This window comes from Yersinia proxima, from assembly GCF_902170785.1.
Lineage (GTDB): Bacteria > Pseudomonadota > Gammaproteobacteria > Enterobacterales > Enterobacteriaceae > Yersinia > Yersinia proxima.
The window spans coordinates 246,306-262,650 of the sequence record NZ_CABHYG010000001.1 but is presented as its reverse complement, the minus strand read 5'-3'; the positions used below and the strand labels follow the sequence as shown (position 1 = coordinate 262,650).

Below are 16,345 nucleotides of genomic sequence, written 5' to 3'. Positions count from 1 at the left end.
TTGTTGTTTAGATAAATTGGATTCCTTTTGCCACCAGGCGATCCGGAATGTAATTATCCAAATGCGCAAATTTGCAAAACTCCTCAAACTGTTGCAGCGTGTGGACGTCAGATTTTTGATAAATTGTATATATTCTATTTTCTATCGTTTTAGTGCTGATATTATATATCTTCGCAATTTCTTTAACGGAAAGTCTTTGCAGCATTAAAAATATAACGTCAAGCTCAGCACGAGTGAACATACTGTTATTAATTTCAGTTGTCAGAATACTGGGTTTTTGTTGGTTGATATATTTTAATGGGGATAATGTATTAAATGGTTTAGCATTCCACATCACACCAATAACTTCTTTTCTGTCGTTATAAACAGGTAGTTTCTCGCTGATAAACGGAGTCAGGGTGTTTTTCCCATACCAATAATGGGTTTCTATTACCGTCACCCGATCCTGCGTTTCTTCTGTCCGCTTGTCATGCTCTATCAGGTCAGGCGCAAATTCCGTCCAATTTCCGGGAAATTCATGGTCCATCTTCCCCTCAACCTCAAAATCCAAGGGTGTATTGGTGTAGAGAAAGGCAGCCTTATTCATATAGATATGGCGGGAATTAAGATCTTTAATGCCCCATGGCTCACTTAAGTGCTCCATCATGGCAATAAGGCCCTTGAAATAAGTTTCATTATTTTTATCGGGCAAATCCATGGCGACCTCGCCGATGAAGAATGGGTTAAATTTCTTTTGCCAGATAGTGTCGCGTATGCTTTTTCGCATACCCGCCTAAATTGCCATATACACGATAGCCTAATTTTTCATAAAAGCCTTTGGCCTGAAAATCGAAAGTATCGACATAAGCCATGTGACATCCACGCTTCAAGGCTTCTTCTTCCGCTTTTTCCATTAATTGGCGGCCATAGCCACTTTTACGATAGTCGTCACTCACCCAAAGATATTGGATTTCAAGCCCGCCCCACCAAGTTCTGGCAACTAACCCTGCAACAATTTTTCCATCATCATCGGTCACAGTTAAGAACAGCGGATGAATGTCTACCTTTTGAGTTTTATCATTGTGGGCCCATAGGCCATCAATAACATACTCTTCGTCCTGTGGGTTTGGTTTGTCTGTAACGTTTATCTTCATTTTCGGAACATGCCTTCCTATTTTAATAGTTCAAATTGCAATTAAATTAATTGATCACAACTTCTTGTAATATCATTTTCCTTAAAGTGTTACAAGAGTGGTTTTCACCCGTTCCCGCCATCCGGTTAAGTGTTTATAGTTATTGTGACGGAGCTAAAAAATACCAACACAACTTGTAATGGTATTGGTGTTTTTCCAGCTCTGCCTGCAAATGCTGATATCGCCTCACCAGGGCCTCATCGGGGAAATCTATCCATAATTTACGGCTCCACCCGCAGAGCAAGAGTCACTTGCCATAGGGGGAGCCGCTCATCTCTCTTCCAATCCATTAAGTTTGCTACTTAATATTAGTGTCACTCTGGTCATTGAACATTAGGAAATCACTAAGGCCGCACCCATCCCCGAATTAATCATATCCGACCCGCCCGTGATGCCAGCAGTCGTCCATCCCATTAGTGGTAGCACTATGTCCCTTATGGAATAGCTAAAAATTCATGTCACCGCCCACGACAAGGTTAATAATCCGCGCGCCTATGTCTATCGATTTGGTCGGAGTCGGGGATGAATGGGGGCATTACAGGCATCAGGAATGCTGAAGCGAAGTAATGAAGAAGACACTTATATCTGGGCCTTCGAAGTCAAATCACCACACAGAGTCTGTAACCTGAAAGGTCTTATGTTGCCGGAGTCGCAACGGCTATTTGCCGATAACGTGCCGGTGAATAATCCGTGGTTGAGGTTGATGTCTGAAAAGAGTAATTGATATCTTTTGTAAAAATAATAGTAAAACGCCCAGAAAAACCTGGGCATAATTAATAGTTATCACACTGAAAATTGTTACTCTTAGTCTATTATTCAGCCTTTTCGATGATAAAACCATCACGTCGAACAAAGTCAAGTAACCTGTTGATATTCCCTATACCCCACTGATTAGAGATAGCAATAAGCTCCCCAGACGGCAATTCGATTAAACAATCCTCTTGAATATGGAATCTATTTTCTCTTTCTTTTGATATCTGATCCACTAAAGCAATCGTTCTACTTTTTAATACTGCACCCAACTTATTTTTGAGTTCATTAAAATCTGCAGGTTTATGCTTATTTATCCAATCAGTGAAAAGCTCAAGGGCGAGCTTACGCTTATTATATATCACTCCGTTATATTTATACTCAGAGTAATCTTTTTCAGATTTTTGGCTGCTTACAATTTGTTCGGTACGTTTTTCTCTGAATCGAACCTGATAATCCTCCAGTTCGGGGACAGGGATAATTTGCTCTGCGTTAATTAATATTTCACCATTAAAATTATATGGAGTAAGTCGGACACATCTAATATCGACACCTTTATCTCTAAGCCATATTGCCGTAGTCGTCAGCTCTTTCCCAAAATTAGCAGAAGCAAGGACAATACGAATATCTTTACCAAAATCTACTAACTCGGTCTCATCAAGTTCAACGAAATCAAGAATGGCAGATTTAGCATTAATATCCATATCATGCTTTTGCAAATACTTCTCATAGCATTCACATGCTTTAGCAAAACTCATTGTTGAGATCATTGCTGCATACCTTAATGCCTGCAATTCCATATGGGCGCCAATATCATCCCGTTTGAGTTCAATCACGACAAGATTTGCTTGTTTATCTATAGCAAGTAAATCAATTCTGCGCTTACTGTCTTCCCAGTCGGAAAACTCTTCAGAAATTATCAAACAATCAGGAGCAAGAATTTTAATGTTCTTCTTGATGGCTTCCTGTAAATCATATCGTTCCTGTAACCCTTCCAGGGTATACGATGTCTCTTTTAATTCCGTAAGGTTTTTATCAAGAATATTATACAACCCCATCTATCATTCCTTTTCATCAGTTTAATTTAGAAAAAGCAAAAACAGTAATATAATGTATATCGAATTAAATATTTGAGATAACGTCATAATTTATATTATCAGGGAAGCAGTCAGGCCATACTCTCATTTCTTCCGCTCTAAAAATGAACACATCATTCCAAGGTTTATAAGTGATTTTTCTATTTCATGAACCCAATCATCCGGGCAAGGTTTAACTCGCTTGTCAGGATCTTGACGATTATGGGCTTGTCTGGTCGTCAGTCCATGCATTGATTTAACATGAGCAATCCAACAGGGATGATGTATTGTTTTCCCTGTTCTGGCTTTGACATCTGCGATAATTTCTTTATAAGTTGCCATCATCTCTGCCTTAATGCTTTATCAAGAAAGAATTCTAACAGACTAACGACTTACGATAAAAAATAAACTGACGTCGATAACAGATTAAAAAATCAAAACAACTTAAAATAACGAATACAAATCTTATATTCTCTCTCGGTTTCATCAGGCCGATTATTACTCAGACTGTTGTGGTAACACGTCAAACAAACCGAGATCATTACAGGCATCGAGGAACGGTTTTTTTAGAAAATTACAGCTCGCGAACAGACGCTTTCGTGTATTCAGCTCCAATGAGCGAAGAAATTCACTCGGATCTTGTTCTAATTCTTTCCATTCATCAAAAATTGCGTTAACCACGCCTTCCCGTCACTTTCAGTACATATGACCTGCTCCCCGTTGATTAGTACACCCCGATGTTAGTAATGCCTTCATAAGCCACATGAGGACATCCCCATGAAGAAGCGTTTTACCCAGTCCTACCGCATCAGCAATTAATATCCGCTGGCGCGGCTGCGCCAGCGCCATACGCGTGGGATCAAGCTGAAATGGCATTGAATCCATCGCAGCCTGATGCCCAAAATGGACTTTGCTGTCAGTCGGTACGCGTTGGCGTAGTTGGCTCTCTATGTACAACTGAGCCGCCTGGTAATTGGCTGACTCATCTTCAACCAGATTTGTCTTTGCTGGATCGAGAATCTCGACTTTTTGTTCCAGCTTTGTCAGAAACAGCCCTTCTTTACCGCGTACCAGCTCCGAAATGCCATCACAGGTCAGCAGGCTGCCACCATCTCCGCTGTCATCCGCCCGGCGAATGCGCCACTCTGCATCACGAATAACCACCCGCATTCCATGCGCATAATTTTGCTTATTCATCGGTTCTTCTGTCTGTATGAGGCAGTGGCGGTAACACTATCCCAACGATATGACGCTGCACACTGCGATAAAAAAGAGGGGCTTAAAGATAACATGAAGGGCAGTGTCAAGGGGATAAAATGGAATGTAATACTCAGAAGTCACGCATATATTTCAAACAACGATAGTTAAAAAATGAGCTGGGTCAACTCCCCCACCTTGAGTCGATGGGGGTAGAATTCGTGATGAGGGAAGCCGTAGGGTTACGGCCGTGTTAGTTCTCCACCATCAAACGAGCAAGCTTTGCAAAAATCGAACTCTTACTACTTTCGCCACTCCTGAGCATATCCAAGGTGAAGCTATTAAGGTAAGCGCCAGTTAACGGGTGGTTAAATACATCTACGGCTTTGCCCCGGGCATCCCATATCAGCAGATTTTCCACCAGGTTAGGCCGTGCAATAGTAGGATTTGTAGGCTGAGCATCGCTCACCAGAACAAACACTCCGTTCTCATGCGGTTGCAGGTAAATATGGTGATGCTTCATCTTTTGCGCTTTTGTCAACGGGTCGTGTTTCGAACGGCCAGGTGATATCAGATAGGGCAATACATTTTGGTCCGGTTTTGCTGAGCGGGTGATGGTGTACTCGTTAAATTTATCCCCTTTACGCTCTGTCAGCGCTTTTTCTTGCTCCTGATAAACGTATGAATCTACGATATTAAGTTGCGCTGGGCCAATCAGGCGCGGCACGCGTACGCTGTTGTAGGTGGTAAGCAGGACATCTGCAGTGTGGTCGTAAAGATAGAAGCTTTTGTCGAATATTTTTTTTAACCGTCCCAATGGGGGATGATCAACCGATAACCAATCTAATTTACCTTCAGCGATCCCGGCATCAACAACCCAAAGTTGGCCATGCTCTACTTTCAGTTCAACATACCCAAGCAGGGAATGATTGCTCTTCGTTTTGCGTACCGCATAGGCGGTATAGTGCCCGTCCGCCAGTTCTGGCAGTAGAATGCGATGCTGATTGACTAAACTCTCTTTAAACCATAGTTCGGTTTTTGTTCGGCGTACCTTACTGTTTAGCAGGGTAACTGCTGACTTGAGGCGACTGTGAAATTTCGTAATTTCGATTTCGTATTGAGCAGGGTCGCTTACCAAGCGTTCATTAATAAAATCAATTTCATCCAACAATTTGCGATCAATATTCATACCTTGCAAGACCACAGGCAGCGGTTGCTGATTTAGCCACCCTTGCAATCGACCCAGCTTAAGCTGGGTATAAGTATCCCAATTGAGTTCAGATTGCTTTCGGGCGTCGGCAAAGGCTGCATAGAAATCACTGTACTCAACAGATTCATTATCTTGCTGACGGATGCTGTTGCTCCGCTCTTCATCTACCGCATTGAGCACCAAAATAGAAGTATTGGCAGGCAGCTCAGAAAAGCCGGTTTGCTGAGAATGTTTAAGCGACGCCAACGGCCAGAGTTGATATCCGGGGAACTGGATGGCTAATGCGTCAAAGAAATAAGCTTCTTGTGTGGCGCTGAATTCGACACCGTTATTAACCACCAACAGCGTATTAGCCAGCTGTTGATCGAGGTCGGTAGCAAACTGATTGACCTCATGGGTGGCCTGAAATGAGATAGGCTGGTGTGGGATCTCTAGTTCACTGAGGCGCTCTCGGGCGGCATTCATAACCACGTTATAGGTGTAGGCCTGACATTCGCCATAGCCACTTCGTTCACGGAAAAAGTCCAGTTTATTATCTCGGGCATCAAGTTTGCGCCGGGCTTTGAGTCGACGATTATCGATATTAAACCACACGCTGGTCTCATCCAGAGAGAGGTGCAACTCATCCGCCGGTTCGACGAGAAATTTTCGTTTGTGCAGGGTAAAGGCGAGTTCGTTATATTCTGAGGCGTAAATGTCGAGCTCGAATGCTTCCATCACCCCGGTGCCGCTTTTTTGCATAACGGGTTGACTCAGGCGAGCGTTGAGATAGAGCGTCGAGTTGAAGTAGGTCGGCGATACCGAAAAGCGCTCGCTGGCTTGTTCCAGCATTACCATTTTCAAATGGAGGCTGAATAATCCCTGAATCAGGCGAGACAGATCATAATTCTCAGTGGTGAGCTGCTGACATAGAGTTTCAATGCGTTCTGCCAAAGTCCGATGAGCTAGGCTATTCGGTGCAGCAGCAGGCGCCAGGAAAAAAAAGACGTGCTCATAAGTAGGTAAAAGATGTAGCTCATATTTTACGTCCTCCCCGCCCTCTAGTCCAAGCTTCTGCCGCACACAGGATTTGACCTCCTGATGGATACGCGCATGATAATCGGCGGATTTCTCTTTTCGCTCTTTAGTAAAGCGCTGAACCATAAAATCTATCGTATAAATATTAGATACTGGAGCTAATAGACGTTGGATGGTGGTCAGCTGATCTTCTTCAAGCTTGAGCAAATTGGTGCGGGCAATCGGGGTATCTGTCAGCTCATTCAGATTAGGGATCATGAATCTTTTCCTTTAGTCGGTAATCCTTCTATACCCAGTAGGGTTCGTAACATCGGGTTAATGTCCAACGTGGCGCGCAGTTTCGAGCTTTCCAGAGCGCGTCCGCTCTCTCGATTTTTTGGCTGATAATACTGGTAGTCGGTTTGCAATAGGTTGAGGTAGTGGATCGTGTGATCCACGTTATCCTGCCACATCAGATTATTGGGGTTCAGGCTGTAAGCAACGTTCAGATAGACAAATCGAATGCGCTCATAACGGCCTGCCAGCACAGTCTGAATCTGTTTCTGCCCTTCTGTATCTGCCTTTTGGCTGGCGATATTTCGGATCTGGCAAATCTTGTTGTCGCTTTTCTCAAGCGTTTCTTTTGCCCGTGTCAAATCGTCCAACTGTGTCGCCCAGCGCTTAACGTCGATGCAGAGTAGGTCGTCGCCCACTTCAATAAAGCGGTCAAAGAATTCATATACCAACGGAGCAAGGCGCTCAAACACTTGTTGGTCGGTGAGAGGTGTCACACCATAATGTTTCAGCACCTTATCAAAAAGAAATTCGCCGACATTACCTTTGAGCAATGGAACCAGTCTGGGGTTTGGCACCCATTTTTCGAATGCCGTTTTTTGGATTCTGTCGCATTCAGTAATCAATTCACCGACCACGTTGCCGGAAGTAAAATCAACATCGTTTCTGTACTGTGGAAAGATAGTGAGTTCTGGCTGATATGCTTTGGCACCGCCAGCAAAGTCCGACAGGGCGGAATAATCTCTGTGGGCAAGTCCATCCGAGCCGCGCTTGTGGCAAAGTAAAATAGTTTGATTCCCTTGCCGACGATCGATAAACAAGGCGTTGTGGATGGACTGCATTTGACGATTGTCGGCATACAAGGGATTAGCCTGGAGTTTTTCCTGCCATCGTTGGGGGTCGGAAAAGGAGTCAGGATCGCGGAATAAATTACACAGTGCGAGATAATCGACATTGCTGGCGCGTACCTGATTTATCCAGTCGGTTTTCAGGACTCGTTTGTGAACTGCATCGATGCGGCGACCATTTGCTACGATAGCCTGTTCAAACGCATGCCGCTGTTCAGTATCACTAAATGAGTGGCTCTGACTCAGTTTTTCGCACTCCTCCATAAGGCGGTGGTTAAGCAAGGACATGCTTTCTGATACTACCTCATTGCCGATGTCTTCACTGATAGCGGCGAACTGGAATGCGACATTACGGAACACGTCGCGAGGTAAAAAGATTTCTGTTTTCAATAGAGTGTCGCGGCGCTCGACACGGCCTACGGCCTGCACGACGACTTTGAACAAGCTCATATCATGTTCGGCCATCAGCAGGCGATAATTTTCACCTTGGGCGAAATTAACGCTGAAATCGGCCAGCTTGTGGACGGTAATATCGTCATCGGCGTAGTGTTTAAGTACAGTGACATAGTTGGGTAATGTATTGAGATTACCGCTGTTGTCCTTTACTTCACTATAAAACGAAGAGTTGATGAGCACTAAGCGTTGAAAATCGACATCCAGACGCGATGCATTCGTATCATTAATATCGCCGTCATGGTATTTAACGAAGTAGTTGAGGCCGGTGCCCGCACTTTTGTAGCTGCTCATAAATACCAGTACGGTGTTGCTGTTCTGGATATAAGTTTCTTGCCTGATATCTTCGACATTGGCTAACGGTGAATCGAAAAAGACCAAATGAATCGTGTGACGCCCTTTAAATGGGGTAAAAGTTAGTATCTGATCATGTTTTTTACTGTTATCTTTTCCATCGCACCGGGAGCACATACCGTACTGCTGACGCCAGTCGGATTGATTCGTGCGCCAGGCGCTGATAAATGCCCTCTTAAACGCACCTGAAAGTGACAGAATCAGGCTATTTTTACCCTCGTAGGCGGCAAGCAATAACGCTTCTAACTCCCGGTGGTACTGGCGCGATTTGTGAGAGCTTCTCAGGGCGTATTCCAGCGGTTTCTTCAGGGCTTCGAAAAAGTCGTCATATGTCCTACGAAAGAGCTCGCAGTTTTGGTAGAGATCGCTCAATTTGAGTTGGTTATCATCAAATACTGTGAAATCGACGTTGCGGATACTGGCCCTCAACCCGCGTAATGCTTTAAGCGTATCAATATCTGCTTTTTCGCGTTCAACTACCCGATATACAAGGTCACGGCTATAGCGTGCCAAGAAGTGACGATTGAAGTTACCGTTTTTGGTGTGGCTGAAACCGCTGGTGGCACTAAGCCCAATCACTTTATTGTGCGTGCCAATTAATAAACGCAGCAGCATGACTTCGGGCAACTCTTGTACCAGATCCATTTCGAACGCCAGAATAATTGTGCGCTCGGCTCCCCTATTTACGTAATTGAGTTCAGCTATCGGCGTCATTGTAAATACGGTTTTGGGTTGCAGGTAAGTGTAGAAATGCTCAATCAACAAGTTTTTATCGGTGGTACGATCGAAGATATGTCGCACCACGCCGGCTACGTTATTGGCTGCGTCAACAAACTGGCCCAAAGGCGTATTCTGGCTGCTGGAGTTATCCTGGCCGCCATTCTTTACCCAGCGCTTAAAGTGTCGGTTGGTGATTTCAGAGCAGGCGGCAAGGATGACGGAGACCAACTGGAACAGGTCGTGCAAGGTGGGATTGGTGTCACTGGCATCATTTTCAACTTCGTAATACAGCTCGGTGCGCGTTATGTCGCCTTCGCTGTTGCGCATACGAATGCGTTTCAGCCCCTCTTCATTGACGTACATTTTGGGGTTAAAACTGAACACGTTCCGGGTGATTGAGATGATACGTTCGGCGGCATCGCCGTTGACTTCAAATGCCCCTAACTGGTCTCGAAACATCTCAAGGATCGATCCCAGCGTCGTACCGGATGAAAGTTCACACTTCTCTGCCAGTAGGTCGCGCAGGGTGGTGATGAATTTGACCATCTCTTGCTCAAAGGTCGTTTGAGCTTCTTTTGGCTTGTTCCGTCGCTCCAGGCTGAGTACCGCATTGTGAATACGTCCTGCGACGGAAATAACGTGTGCCAGGTTATTTTCCTGTGTGATCAGTTTCACATGGCATGTTTCTTCAAGACGGGTATAGGCTTCATGTAGTTCATCAATGATCACCGTAAAGCGAATATTTTTCTGGCGAAAAGTACAGTCTGGATTGCGTCTGAAGTGTTCGTCTCGAAGATAGGCAACCTGCCCGGCATGACCGGCTGCCGCAACGGTGCTGATCTGTGGATCTTTGGGTTTCAGCTTGCCGCCAATCAGCAAATCAAAACCTACGGACTCAAAACGCACACCTTCGCCCCGCTGACGAGGCGCCAGCCGGTAAGTTGATGTGTCGAACTTATTCGTGGTCATTAATAGCACCGACGGGCGGTACTGGCAAACTTCGAAAGGCAATACCTGTTTGATAAGCTCGAAGTAGACTTCGTGTATGCTTATCTTAGGTTCAGGCGTTCCTGGTTTTCGTGCTGTTTCCGCGTTTTGCATTCGCTCTTGGCGCGCCAAGAGTCCGCGACGAATGTACTCTTTAATGGAGGTTTTTTCACTATCTGGTCCAAATAGCAATTTACAGGCCGACTCAATCGTATTGCGGATGCTGTGACGGCAGTTTTTTAGCTGCTCTTCGAGAATTTCTCTTTCGTAGTTGGTATCCTGAGTACCGTATGTTGCTAGCTTTTTTAACTGATCTTCACAGCGATCAATTTGTGAGACATGATAATTGAGCGAACGCATGGCACCGCCGATATATTTGCTGCCTTTCGCCCCTTCGTACCACTGAATATAGCGGTCGCGGTTTTTCAGGCCAGAAGCCCAGTCCATAAAGTCAAGGTCGGCAATATCCTTACGAGAGAGAACGCAAACGAATTCGCCGCCAGAGGCAAGAATTTTATCTTTCTGGCTGCTGTCTAGGTCAATTTGTGATTTTTGCGGCGACATGAACAGCAGGTTGGTAAAGCCAACTTCGGGAAATAGATCATCTGGCTTTTGGGTTTTGACGAAGCGCTCCAGATATTCGACATACCCTTGAATCACTCCATAGCTTTTACCGAATCCCGTGCCATCGGAACTGAAGATGACCTCAGCACTATCACGTTCATGTACGTGGTAAAGTTGAGAGACTTGGGCGCGACAAGCGTTAATATCTTCAACTAGATTTACGTCAGGAATTTGTCTGGAGATAAGATCTTGCAGATTATTATTGATAGTTTTCTCGCCAACACGTTCACACTTACGATAGCTATTGATGGTTATTTGGCCGCTTTCGATCAGAATCTTTTCCACCTGCATTGGGACAAGATGCAAGGTTGTCGCGATTTCATTAATAGTATTGGACAGTGGCTCGTGCGGATTGCTAATAGTGAAGTAGTTTAGCGCGGCCGCAACGGTATCTGGATGCAATGCTTTTCTGAGAGTGGGAAAGGTGAGGCTGTAATCGTATAGCGCCAAATCATTGTTTATCAGACAGCGAAACAGCTGTTTAGTGGGATCGCCTCTAGGACGGCTGGCAAATCCCAGGATTTTTGCCTGTTCGAGTCGATACAGCAATGCTGCGGCATCGCGATCAGGTGAGTCAAATGCATCGTGGAGCTGCTGGCTAAATGGCATTGTGGCATTTAGCCGGTTATGGCTGACTAACGCGGAAAAGTGCTGACGTATCAAGGTAAGCAGCTTATAATCTTCCTCTATAGTCCAGCTTTTTCTCATTCTTCTTCCCCTTAATATAAATGCCCCTGCAGCCACTCTGTCACACGCTCAACGTCAAAAACCCGTAACCCATACTCCCGCGCCAGAAACGTCTCCGATAAATATTCATCATATTTTTCGAGGCACTTTTCAGCGATACTCTCGGCAAGACGGGACTCAGGGGGTAAACCTTCCTGTAGTGCATTGCTTAGCGTCTGCTTAACTTTCCCGAACGTGTTTTTTCAACTTCATCAACCACGGCAGCAAATGAGACGGTCTTAAAACCGTGCAGGATAGGCCATATCTACAGCGTGTTTACTATTTGAGCACACACTGTGATGTGGTAGTCGCCTTTCCAATAAATAGTGAACCGTCCCTGACGAACAACAACATGAATACACATCTCTTCACCACCTGATAAAGACGGCTGCCAACTATTTTTCGCCTCAACATTGATGTTTTTTTCACTAACAATTTCGGCTACCTTCCCGCATCGACCATAACAAATAAAATGCTGGTTACGCATCAGTCTCATATCACCGGGGTAAGTTGACATTTGATAAGCCATTTCAAGATATTGATAGCTGATCATGCTTCCCGAGTTGCTTCTTTATTAGCAAAGGCAAAAAGCATAAACTGAAGGGCGAATTGTTAAATCATACCGTGACTGAGCTGAAGAACAAGCATAAAAACCATAACATTCACATGGGTTATGTGTTTTGGCTGGATGATAAAATAGGCAGTATAAAATCCAATCCAAGAGCCGCGTTTAAGCGATTAATTTTTATGATGAGCCTAGCAAGCACGGGCAGCAATGTCGGCAAATCCACTTGGCTGCTGGAAGAATATGCCACCTTCAACACCTGGCCGATTATCTTCGCCGTTGGCAGAGGGCCGTCCAGCGTTGTTAGCCAACAGTTATCAATTTATGTTAGTGACTAGAAGAATCTATCTCTGGATAAATCACCAACATTACTTACTCTAAACCACGTTACACATGGCCTCCGGCGCAGCGAAGCCATCAAACAAGAGCATTATCAAAATATGTTGAAGTCCGCCCTGAAGGAGGAAGGTTGCCTGGTGGTCGTACTGCCGTTGACGTTACAGTGCACAACATGAATATAAACAGCCATTTCATAAATAAATAACTGAATGGCTGTTTATATTCAATCAGGATAATGGTTCATTAATCTTTGCATACAGATAAGGTGATATAGCCTCATTGCGATTCGCATCCAAATAATCCGCCCACCACTGTAACATCAACCTCCGTTCCCCAAGATGTTCCGCCTTATGAATATAAGCAGCGCTCCTGATGGCTCATCTGCCTCTCTACCGCATCCCTCGACCACAACCCCGACTCAATCAACGAACTACACGCCATCGTCCTGAAACCATGCCCACATACTTCCGTTTCCGTGTCATAACCCATCACTCGCAGAGCCTTGTTCACCGTATTCTCACTCATGGTTTTACGCGGACCGTGATCGCCTACAAAAATCAGCTCTCGATTCCCACTCATGCTTTTGATCTTTTCCAAAACGCCTAGAGCCTGCCGCGACAAAGGAACAAGATGAGGAGTCCGTATCTTTGAACCACGTTGAGAATGCTTAACTCCTTCAAGTGGTTCACGCTCACCCGGAATCGTCCACATGGCCGTTTCAAAACCCACTTCTGACCAGCGGGCAAAACGCAGCTCACTTGAACGGATGAAAACCAACAAAGTGAGTTCAACTGCCAGTCGAGTTAACGGCCTGCCAGAATAGTGATCGATGTGGTGAAGTAATTCAGGAATGCGATTAAGTTCCAGAGCAGCACGATGCTGTCTTTTCGCCGTAGCAATCGCACCGGCAATCTCTTGCGCGGGGTTATAGTCGATTAAGCCGCTCTGAACGGCAAAGTGCATAATCGCGGTAGTTCGTTGCTGTAAACGAGCGGCGACTTCGAGCCGCCCGGATGACTCGACTGCTTTGATTGGTACAAGCAGATCCCTTGTCCTCAATTCAGCAATGTTCGCTTACCGGACTCGCCAATCAAATCTAATTCATTGAATTATAAATATATAAATTACAATAGATCTACTTTATATACTCAATAAATTTTGATTAATAACATTAATATATCAATGAGTTAAAAGAAGATAGTTTTTACAATTTTAAGTGAATTTACTAAAGAAAAATAGGTTGAAGAACAGCAGTTCAGATGGTTTTACCAACATCCCCGAATCGTGACTCTCAATAATGTCATTCATCTTATCTATCAGCTCTGGGGCTTAAATGTCAGCTGGCCCACCGCTTTCTGAAAGTAACAAAGACAGTTCCTGATAAATCGCAATATAGACATCACCGTGACTGCCCAGCGTATCGGCGTCACAGACAAATTAACAGAGAAAATCTGTACCTGCTGTTATGGGTATTACTTCTGCATTACGCACTGGGGTATCAATATAAATTAATCTATGTCTTTTCAGCTTTATCCGGATTATTACTGCTCAGATATGCAGGGAAAATAATTTACCGTTGCGTGGTGATGGTATTTACACTGGCTGGTGCATTTTATGCGCCGGTTGGCATTAACTATGGCTTCCCGGATATCAATGTCATTGGCTCGCTGATGTACACCAGTACGAATGAAGCCCATGAGTTCGTCGGTAATATCCCGACAGCCGCCTGGCTACTATCTGCGTCTGTTATTGTCTCCGGTATAGCTACTATCGTGTCATCGTTTTCCGGGCATAAAAGCGTACCCTTCACACGGGGCGTTTACAGTTTTCTGGTCATATTCTTCGTTGCTTCTGCATTATGGTCACCGCTCCGACAGGGGCGAGTGCTCAGCAGCGGATTACCTGAGATACGTTTTATTCATGACATCTATACGTCTTACCTGGCAGTACGTGACAACAATCAGTACTTCGCCAGAATAATGACCACGGGTAGCATTTGGAAGCCGGTCTCTTTACCGGGTCAGCACAAAACCTACATTCTGGTTATCGGAGAAAGCGCACGCCGCGATTATCTGCATGCCTACGGGGAAAAGTATCCCAACACGCCATGGCTTGATAACACACCAGCCACGCTGTTTACCCATTATATCTCTGCAGGGCCCTCCACCGTACTTTCCCTGACCAATACACTGGCCCGTAGTCGCGGTAATGCGGCAGAACTCAATAACAATATCGTTACGCTCGCTTCACGCGCCGGATTTGAAACCTGGTGGATTTCAAATCAGGGCAGGAAAGGTCATTTTGACTCACCCATGGCATTAATAGGAGAAAGTGCAGACCATCCTTATTTTACTAAATCAGCCAGCTCTGATGACAGGACGTATTCCCCGGATGATCAGTTGTTGCCGCAACTCAAAACCGCACTGAAACAGGGCGATGGAAAAAAATTCATCGTACTGCACCTGATGGGGCCACATCCGCAGGCCTGTGTGAGAACACGAGATCAGTATGATATCGATACGGGTGCCAAAGAAATATCATGCTATATCAAATCCATCGCTATGACTGACAAGCTGCTGGGACAGATCCATGACATGGCAGAGCATCACGGCGGCGACTGGTCCATGATGTATTTTTCGGATCACGGACTGTCATACATCAACAAAGACAAGGCAAATGCTTACTTAACGCACGGGGATAAAACCCGCGAGAATTACGACGTGCCATTTTTCACCGTCGACAGAAATCAAACAGAAAGAGTTATCATCCCGGTACAACACAGCGGCTTACGTTTTCTGGAAACATTTTCAGAATGGATGAAAATTAGCGACCCGTCGATTGCCCGTTGCGATGAGTCGCTCTCCGATGTGGACTACACACCTTCCAGTCAGGTCATTAATTTTAAAGGACAATTTGTCAATTATGATGGGTTATCCGCAGAGAGCAATTAGTCTCATGTTTACCGGGTTGTATCGGGTGCAACATTGATGCATGAAATTTTTAAGAAAAACTGTTTTTGTGCCGATATAGAAAGAAGAGGCTCTCCATCTTTCTGTCGCTTACTGACATAACCTGTCAGTAAGTAAGATTACCATCAGGGAAAAGCTATCAAGGGAAGACTTATGAGCGGGCATGAAGTCATGGTACAGAGAATAACCGTCATTATCTCAGAACTTTATCAATACGGTTTTGTGTCTCGCCAAAAGTTGATGAACGAATTCAAAATAAGTGAACGCACCTTGTATCGGGATCTTAACCGCTTGGGCGATCGTATTATCCATAATGGAGAGGGTATTTACAGGCTGGCACCTGCTTATGCCAAACCTCAATCACTAAAAGAACTGCAAAATCTCGTCCGTATTTTAGGTATGGAAGCGTTATTTCCCGCAAAAAAACTCTTTTCCCAGCCTGATTTAACATCGTTAAGTATCCGTGCTTTACCGAGCGATCCTGAGGCTCAACGAGTACTTGAGAATAACTTTAGTCTGTTTGATAAAGCGATTCGCGAAAACAATATTTGCGAATTTCACTATAAAGACAAACTCCGTACCGTTGCCCCTTATAAGCTCATTAACATAAAAGGTGTCTGGTATCTCGGTGCTGTGGATAGAGGAAATGTGAAGGGTTATCAGCTCAGTAAAATTCGCTGGCTGAATCTTACTCCCGTACATTTCACGCCAGAGCGGCACATAACCCAGTACTTTGCTGAAGAAGATGATGTCTGGTTTTCTCTGAATAAGCAGACGGTACACGTCAAAATCGCAGCCGAGGTTAGCTACTACTTTCAGCGGCGCAACTTATTACCTGCGCAGAAATTAATACGACAAGAATCAAACGGTGATTTGATTGTGCAAACCGAAATGGCGCACGAAAACCAGCTCTTCCCTCTATTACGATACTGGTTACCCAATCTCATTATTGTTTCCCCTATTAGCCTGCAACATCGTTTTCAGCAGAAGCTCAATCAACAGATGGCTGAAATGGAAACAAAATACGGCATGGCTATTTTTGACGACATGCAACAGGAGTAAATC

11 protein-coding genes and 3 pseudogenes are annotated in these 16,345 nt (G+C 44.7%); 4 read left to right on the top strand and 10 right to left on the bottom strand.

Going from position 1 to position 16,345, the window contains the following annotated elements; translation table 11 throughout:
• Positions 1–7 precede the first annotated feature (7 nt).
• Together FTB31_RS01080 and FTB31_RS01075 are read right to left on the bottom strand one after the other, a co-directional pair.
• Positions 8–697 (bottom strand): helix-turn-helix transcriptional regulator, encoded by a 690-nt coding sequence (locus FTB31_RS01080; RefSeq protein WP_026017973.1) that lies wholly within the window; start codon positions 695–697, stop codon positions 8–10.
• Between the two features lie 25 nt (positions 698–722).
• A complete protein-coding gene (locus FTB31_RS01075) occupies positions 723–1,133 on the bottom strand; it encodes a GNAT family N-acetyltransferase (RefSeq protein ID WP_005159173.1) in 411 nt (136 codons plus the stop codon).
• A gap of 589 nt (positions 1,134–1,722) precedes the next feature.
• Here FTB31_RS01075 and FTB31_RS01070 point away from each other — a divergent pair.
• Positions 1,723–1,896: a conjugal transfer nickase/helicase domain-containing protein gene (locus tag FTB31_RS01070; RefSeq protein ID WP_175631670.1), complete on the top strand. Its 174-nt coding sequence runs from the start codon at positions 1,723–1,725 to the stop codon at positions 1,894–1,896.
• Positions 1,897–1,984: 88 nt separating this feature from the next.
• Here FTB31_RS01070 and FTB31_RS01065 read toward each other — a convergent pair whose 3' ends face one another.
• The 6 genes and pseudogenes from FTB31_RS01065 to FTB31_RS01040 form a co-directional block, all read right to left on the bottom strand.
• Entirely contained in the window at positions 1,985–2,980 is a 996-nt protein-coding gene (locus FTB31_RS01065) for a PDDEXK family nuclease (RefSeq protein ID WP_050075764.1), read from the bottom strand.
• 123 nt (positions 2,981–3,103) lie between these two features.
• Positions 3,104–3,340, bottom strand: a complete 237-nt coding sequence (locus FTB31_RS01060; RefSeq protein WP_050075763.1) for a hypothetical protein — start codon at positions 3,338–3,340, stop codon at positions 3,104–3,106.
• A gap of 408 nt (positions 3,341–3,748) precedes the next feature.
• Positions 3,749–4,195: pseudogene (locus tag FTB31_RS01055) on the bottom strand (ATP-dependent helicase); the annotation flags it as partial.
• Between the two features lie 253 nt (positions 4,196–4,448).
• Complete coding sequence (locus FTB31_RS01050) at positions 4,449–6,680, bottom strand: hypothetical protein (RefSeq protein WP_050075756.1); 2,232 nt, start codon at positions 6,678–6,680, stop codon at positions 4,449–4,451.
• Positions 6,677–11,389: a hypothetical protein gene (locus tag FTB31_RS01045; protein ID WP_227720352.1), complete on the bottom strand. Its 4,713-nt coding sequence runs from the start codon at positions 11,387–11,389 to the stop codon at positions 6,677–6,679. The genes FTB31_RS01050 and FTB31_RS01045 overlap by 4 nt, the downstream gene beginning before the upstream one ends.
• Before the next feature lie 283 nt (positions 11,390–11,672).
• The gene (locus tag FTB31_RS01040) at positions 11,673–11,960 is read right to left on the bottom strand and encodes a hypothetical protein (protein WP_050075751.1); all 288 of its coding nucleotides are present in this window, start codon (positions 11,958–11,960) and stop codon (positions 11,673–11,675) included.
• A gap of 56 nt (positions 11,961–12,016) precedes the next feature.
• Between FTB31_RS01040 and FTB31_RS01035 the strand changes: the two genes are divergently transcribed.
• A complete protein-coding gene (locus FTB31_RS01035; RefSeq protein ID WP_050075750.1) occupies positions 12,017–12,310 on the top strand; it encodes a hypothetical protein in 294 nt (97 codons plus the stop codon).
• A gap of 228 nt (positions 12,311–12,538) precedes the next feature.
• On the opposite strand, the pseudogene FTB31_RS01030 reads toward FTB31_RS01035, so the two are convergent.
• Both FTB31_RS01030 and FTB31_RS21510 read right to left on the bottom strand, forming a co-directional pair.
• Positions 12,539–13,382 (bottom strand): annotated as a pseudogene (locus FTB31_RS01030) (tyrosine-type recombinase/integrase); the annotation flags it as partial.
• A 258-nt stretch (positions 13,383–13,640) separates the two neighbouring features.
• Positions 13,641–13,745: pseudogene (locus tag FTB31_RS21510) on the bottom strand (type IV toxin-antitoxin system YeeU family antitoxin); the annotation flags it as partial.
• Positions 13,746–13,897: 152 nt separating this feature from the next.
• Between FTB31_RS21510 and FTB31_RS01025 the strand changes: the two are divergent.
• Both FTB31_RS01025 and FTB31_RS01020 read left to right on the top strand, forming a co-directional pair.
• Positions 13,898–15,262: a phosphoethanolamine transferase gene (locus tag FTB31_RS01025; protein ID WP_227731022.1), complete on the top strand. Its 1,365-nt coding sequence runs from the start codon at positions 13,898–13,900 to the stop codon at positions 15,260–15,262.
• A 171-nt stretch (positions 15,263–15,433) separates the two neighbouring features.
• Positions 15,434–16,342 (top strand): helix-turn-helix transcriptional regulator, encoded by a 909-nt coding sequence (locus FTB31_RS01020; RefSeq protein ID WP_050075747.1) that lies wholly within the window; start codon positions 15,434–15,436, stop codon positions 16,340–16,342.
• Positions 16,343–16,345: the final 3 nt, after the last annotated feature.

Excerpts from the sequence above, each read along its gene's own strand:
- FTB31_RS01050 (WP_050075756.1), bottom strand. The coding sequence starts at position 6,680 with ATGATCCCTAATCTGAATGAGCTGACAGATACCCCGATTGCCCGCACC.
- FTB31_RS01080 (WP_026017973.1), bottom strand. The coding sequence starts at position 697 with ATGGATTTGCCCGATAAAAATAATGAAACTTATTTCAAGGGCCTTATT.
- FTB31_RS01045 (WP_227720352.1), bottom strand. The coding sequence starts at position 11,389 with ATGAGAAAAAGCTGGACTATAGAGGAAGATTATAAGCTGCTTACCTTG.
- FTB31_RS01065 (WP_050075764.1), bottom strand. The coding sequence starts at position 2,980 with ATGGGGTTGTATAATATTCTTGATAAAAACCTTACGGAATTAAAAGAG.
- FTB31_RS01075 (WP_005159173.1), bottom strand. The coding sequence starts at position 1,133 with ATGAAGATAAACGTTACAGACAAACCAAACCCACAGGACGAAGAGTAT.
- FTB31_RS01040 (WP_050075751.1), bottom strand. The coding sequence starts at position 11,960 with ATGATCAGCTATCAATATCTTGAAATGGCTTATCAAATGTCAACTTAC.
- FTB31_RS01070 (WP_175631670.1), top strand. The coding sequence starts at position 1,723 with ATGCTGAAGCGAAGTAATGAAGAAGACACTTATATCTGGGCCTTCGAA.
- FTB31_RS01060 (WP_050075763.1), bottom strand. The coding sequence starts at position 3,340 with ATGGCAACTTATAAAGAAATTATCGCAGATGTCAAAGCCAGAACAGGG.
- FTB31_RS01025 (WP_227731022.1), top strand. The coding sequence starts at position 13,898 with ATGGTATTTACACTGGCTGGTGCATTTTATGCGCCGGTTGGCATTAAC.
- FTB31_RS01020 (WP_050075747.1), top strand. The coding sequence starts at position 15,434 with ATGAGCGGGCATGAAGTCATGGTACAGAGAATAACCGTCATTATCTCA.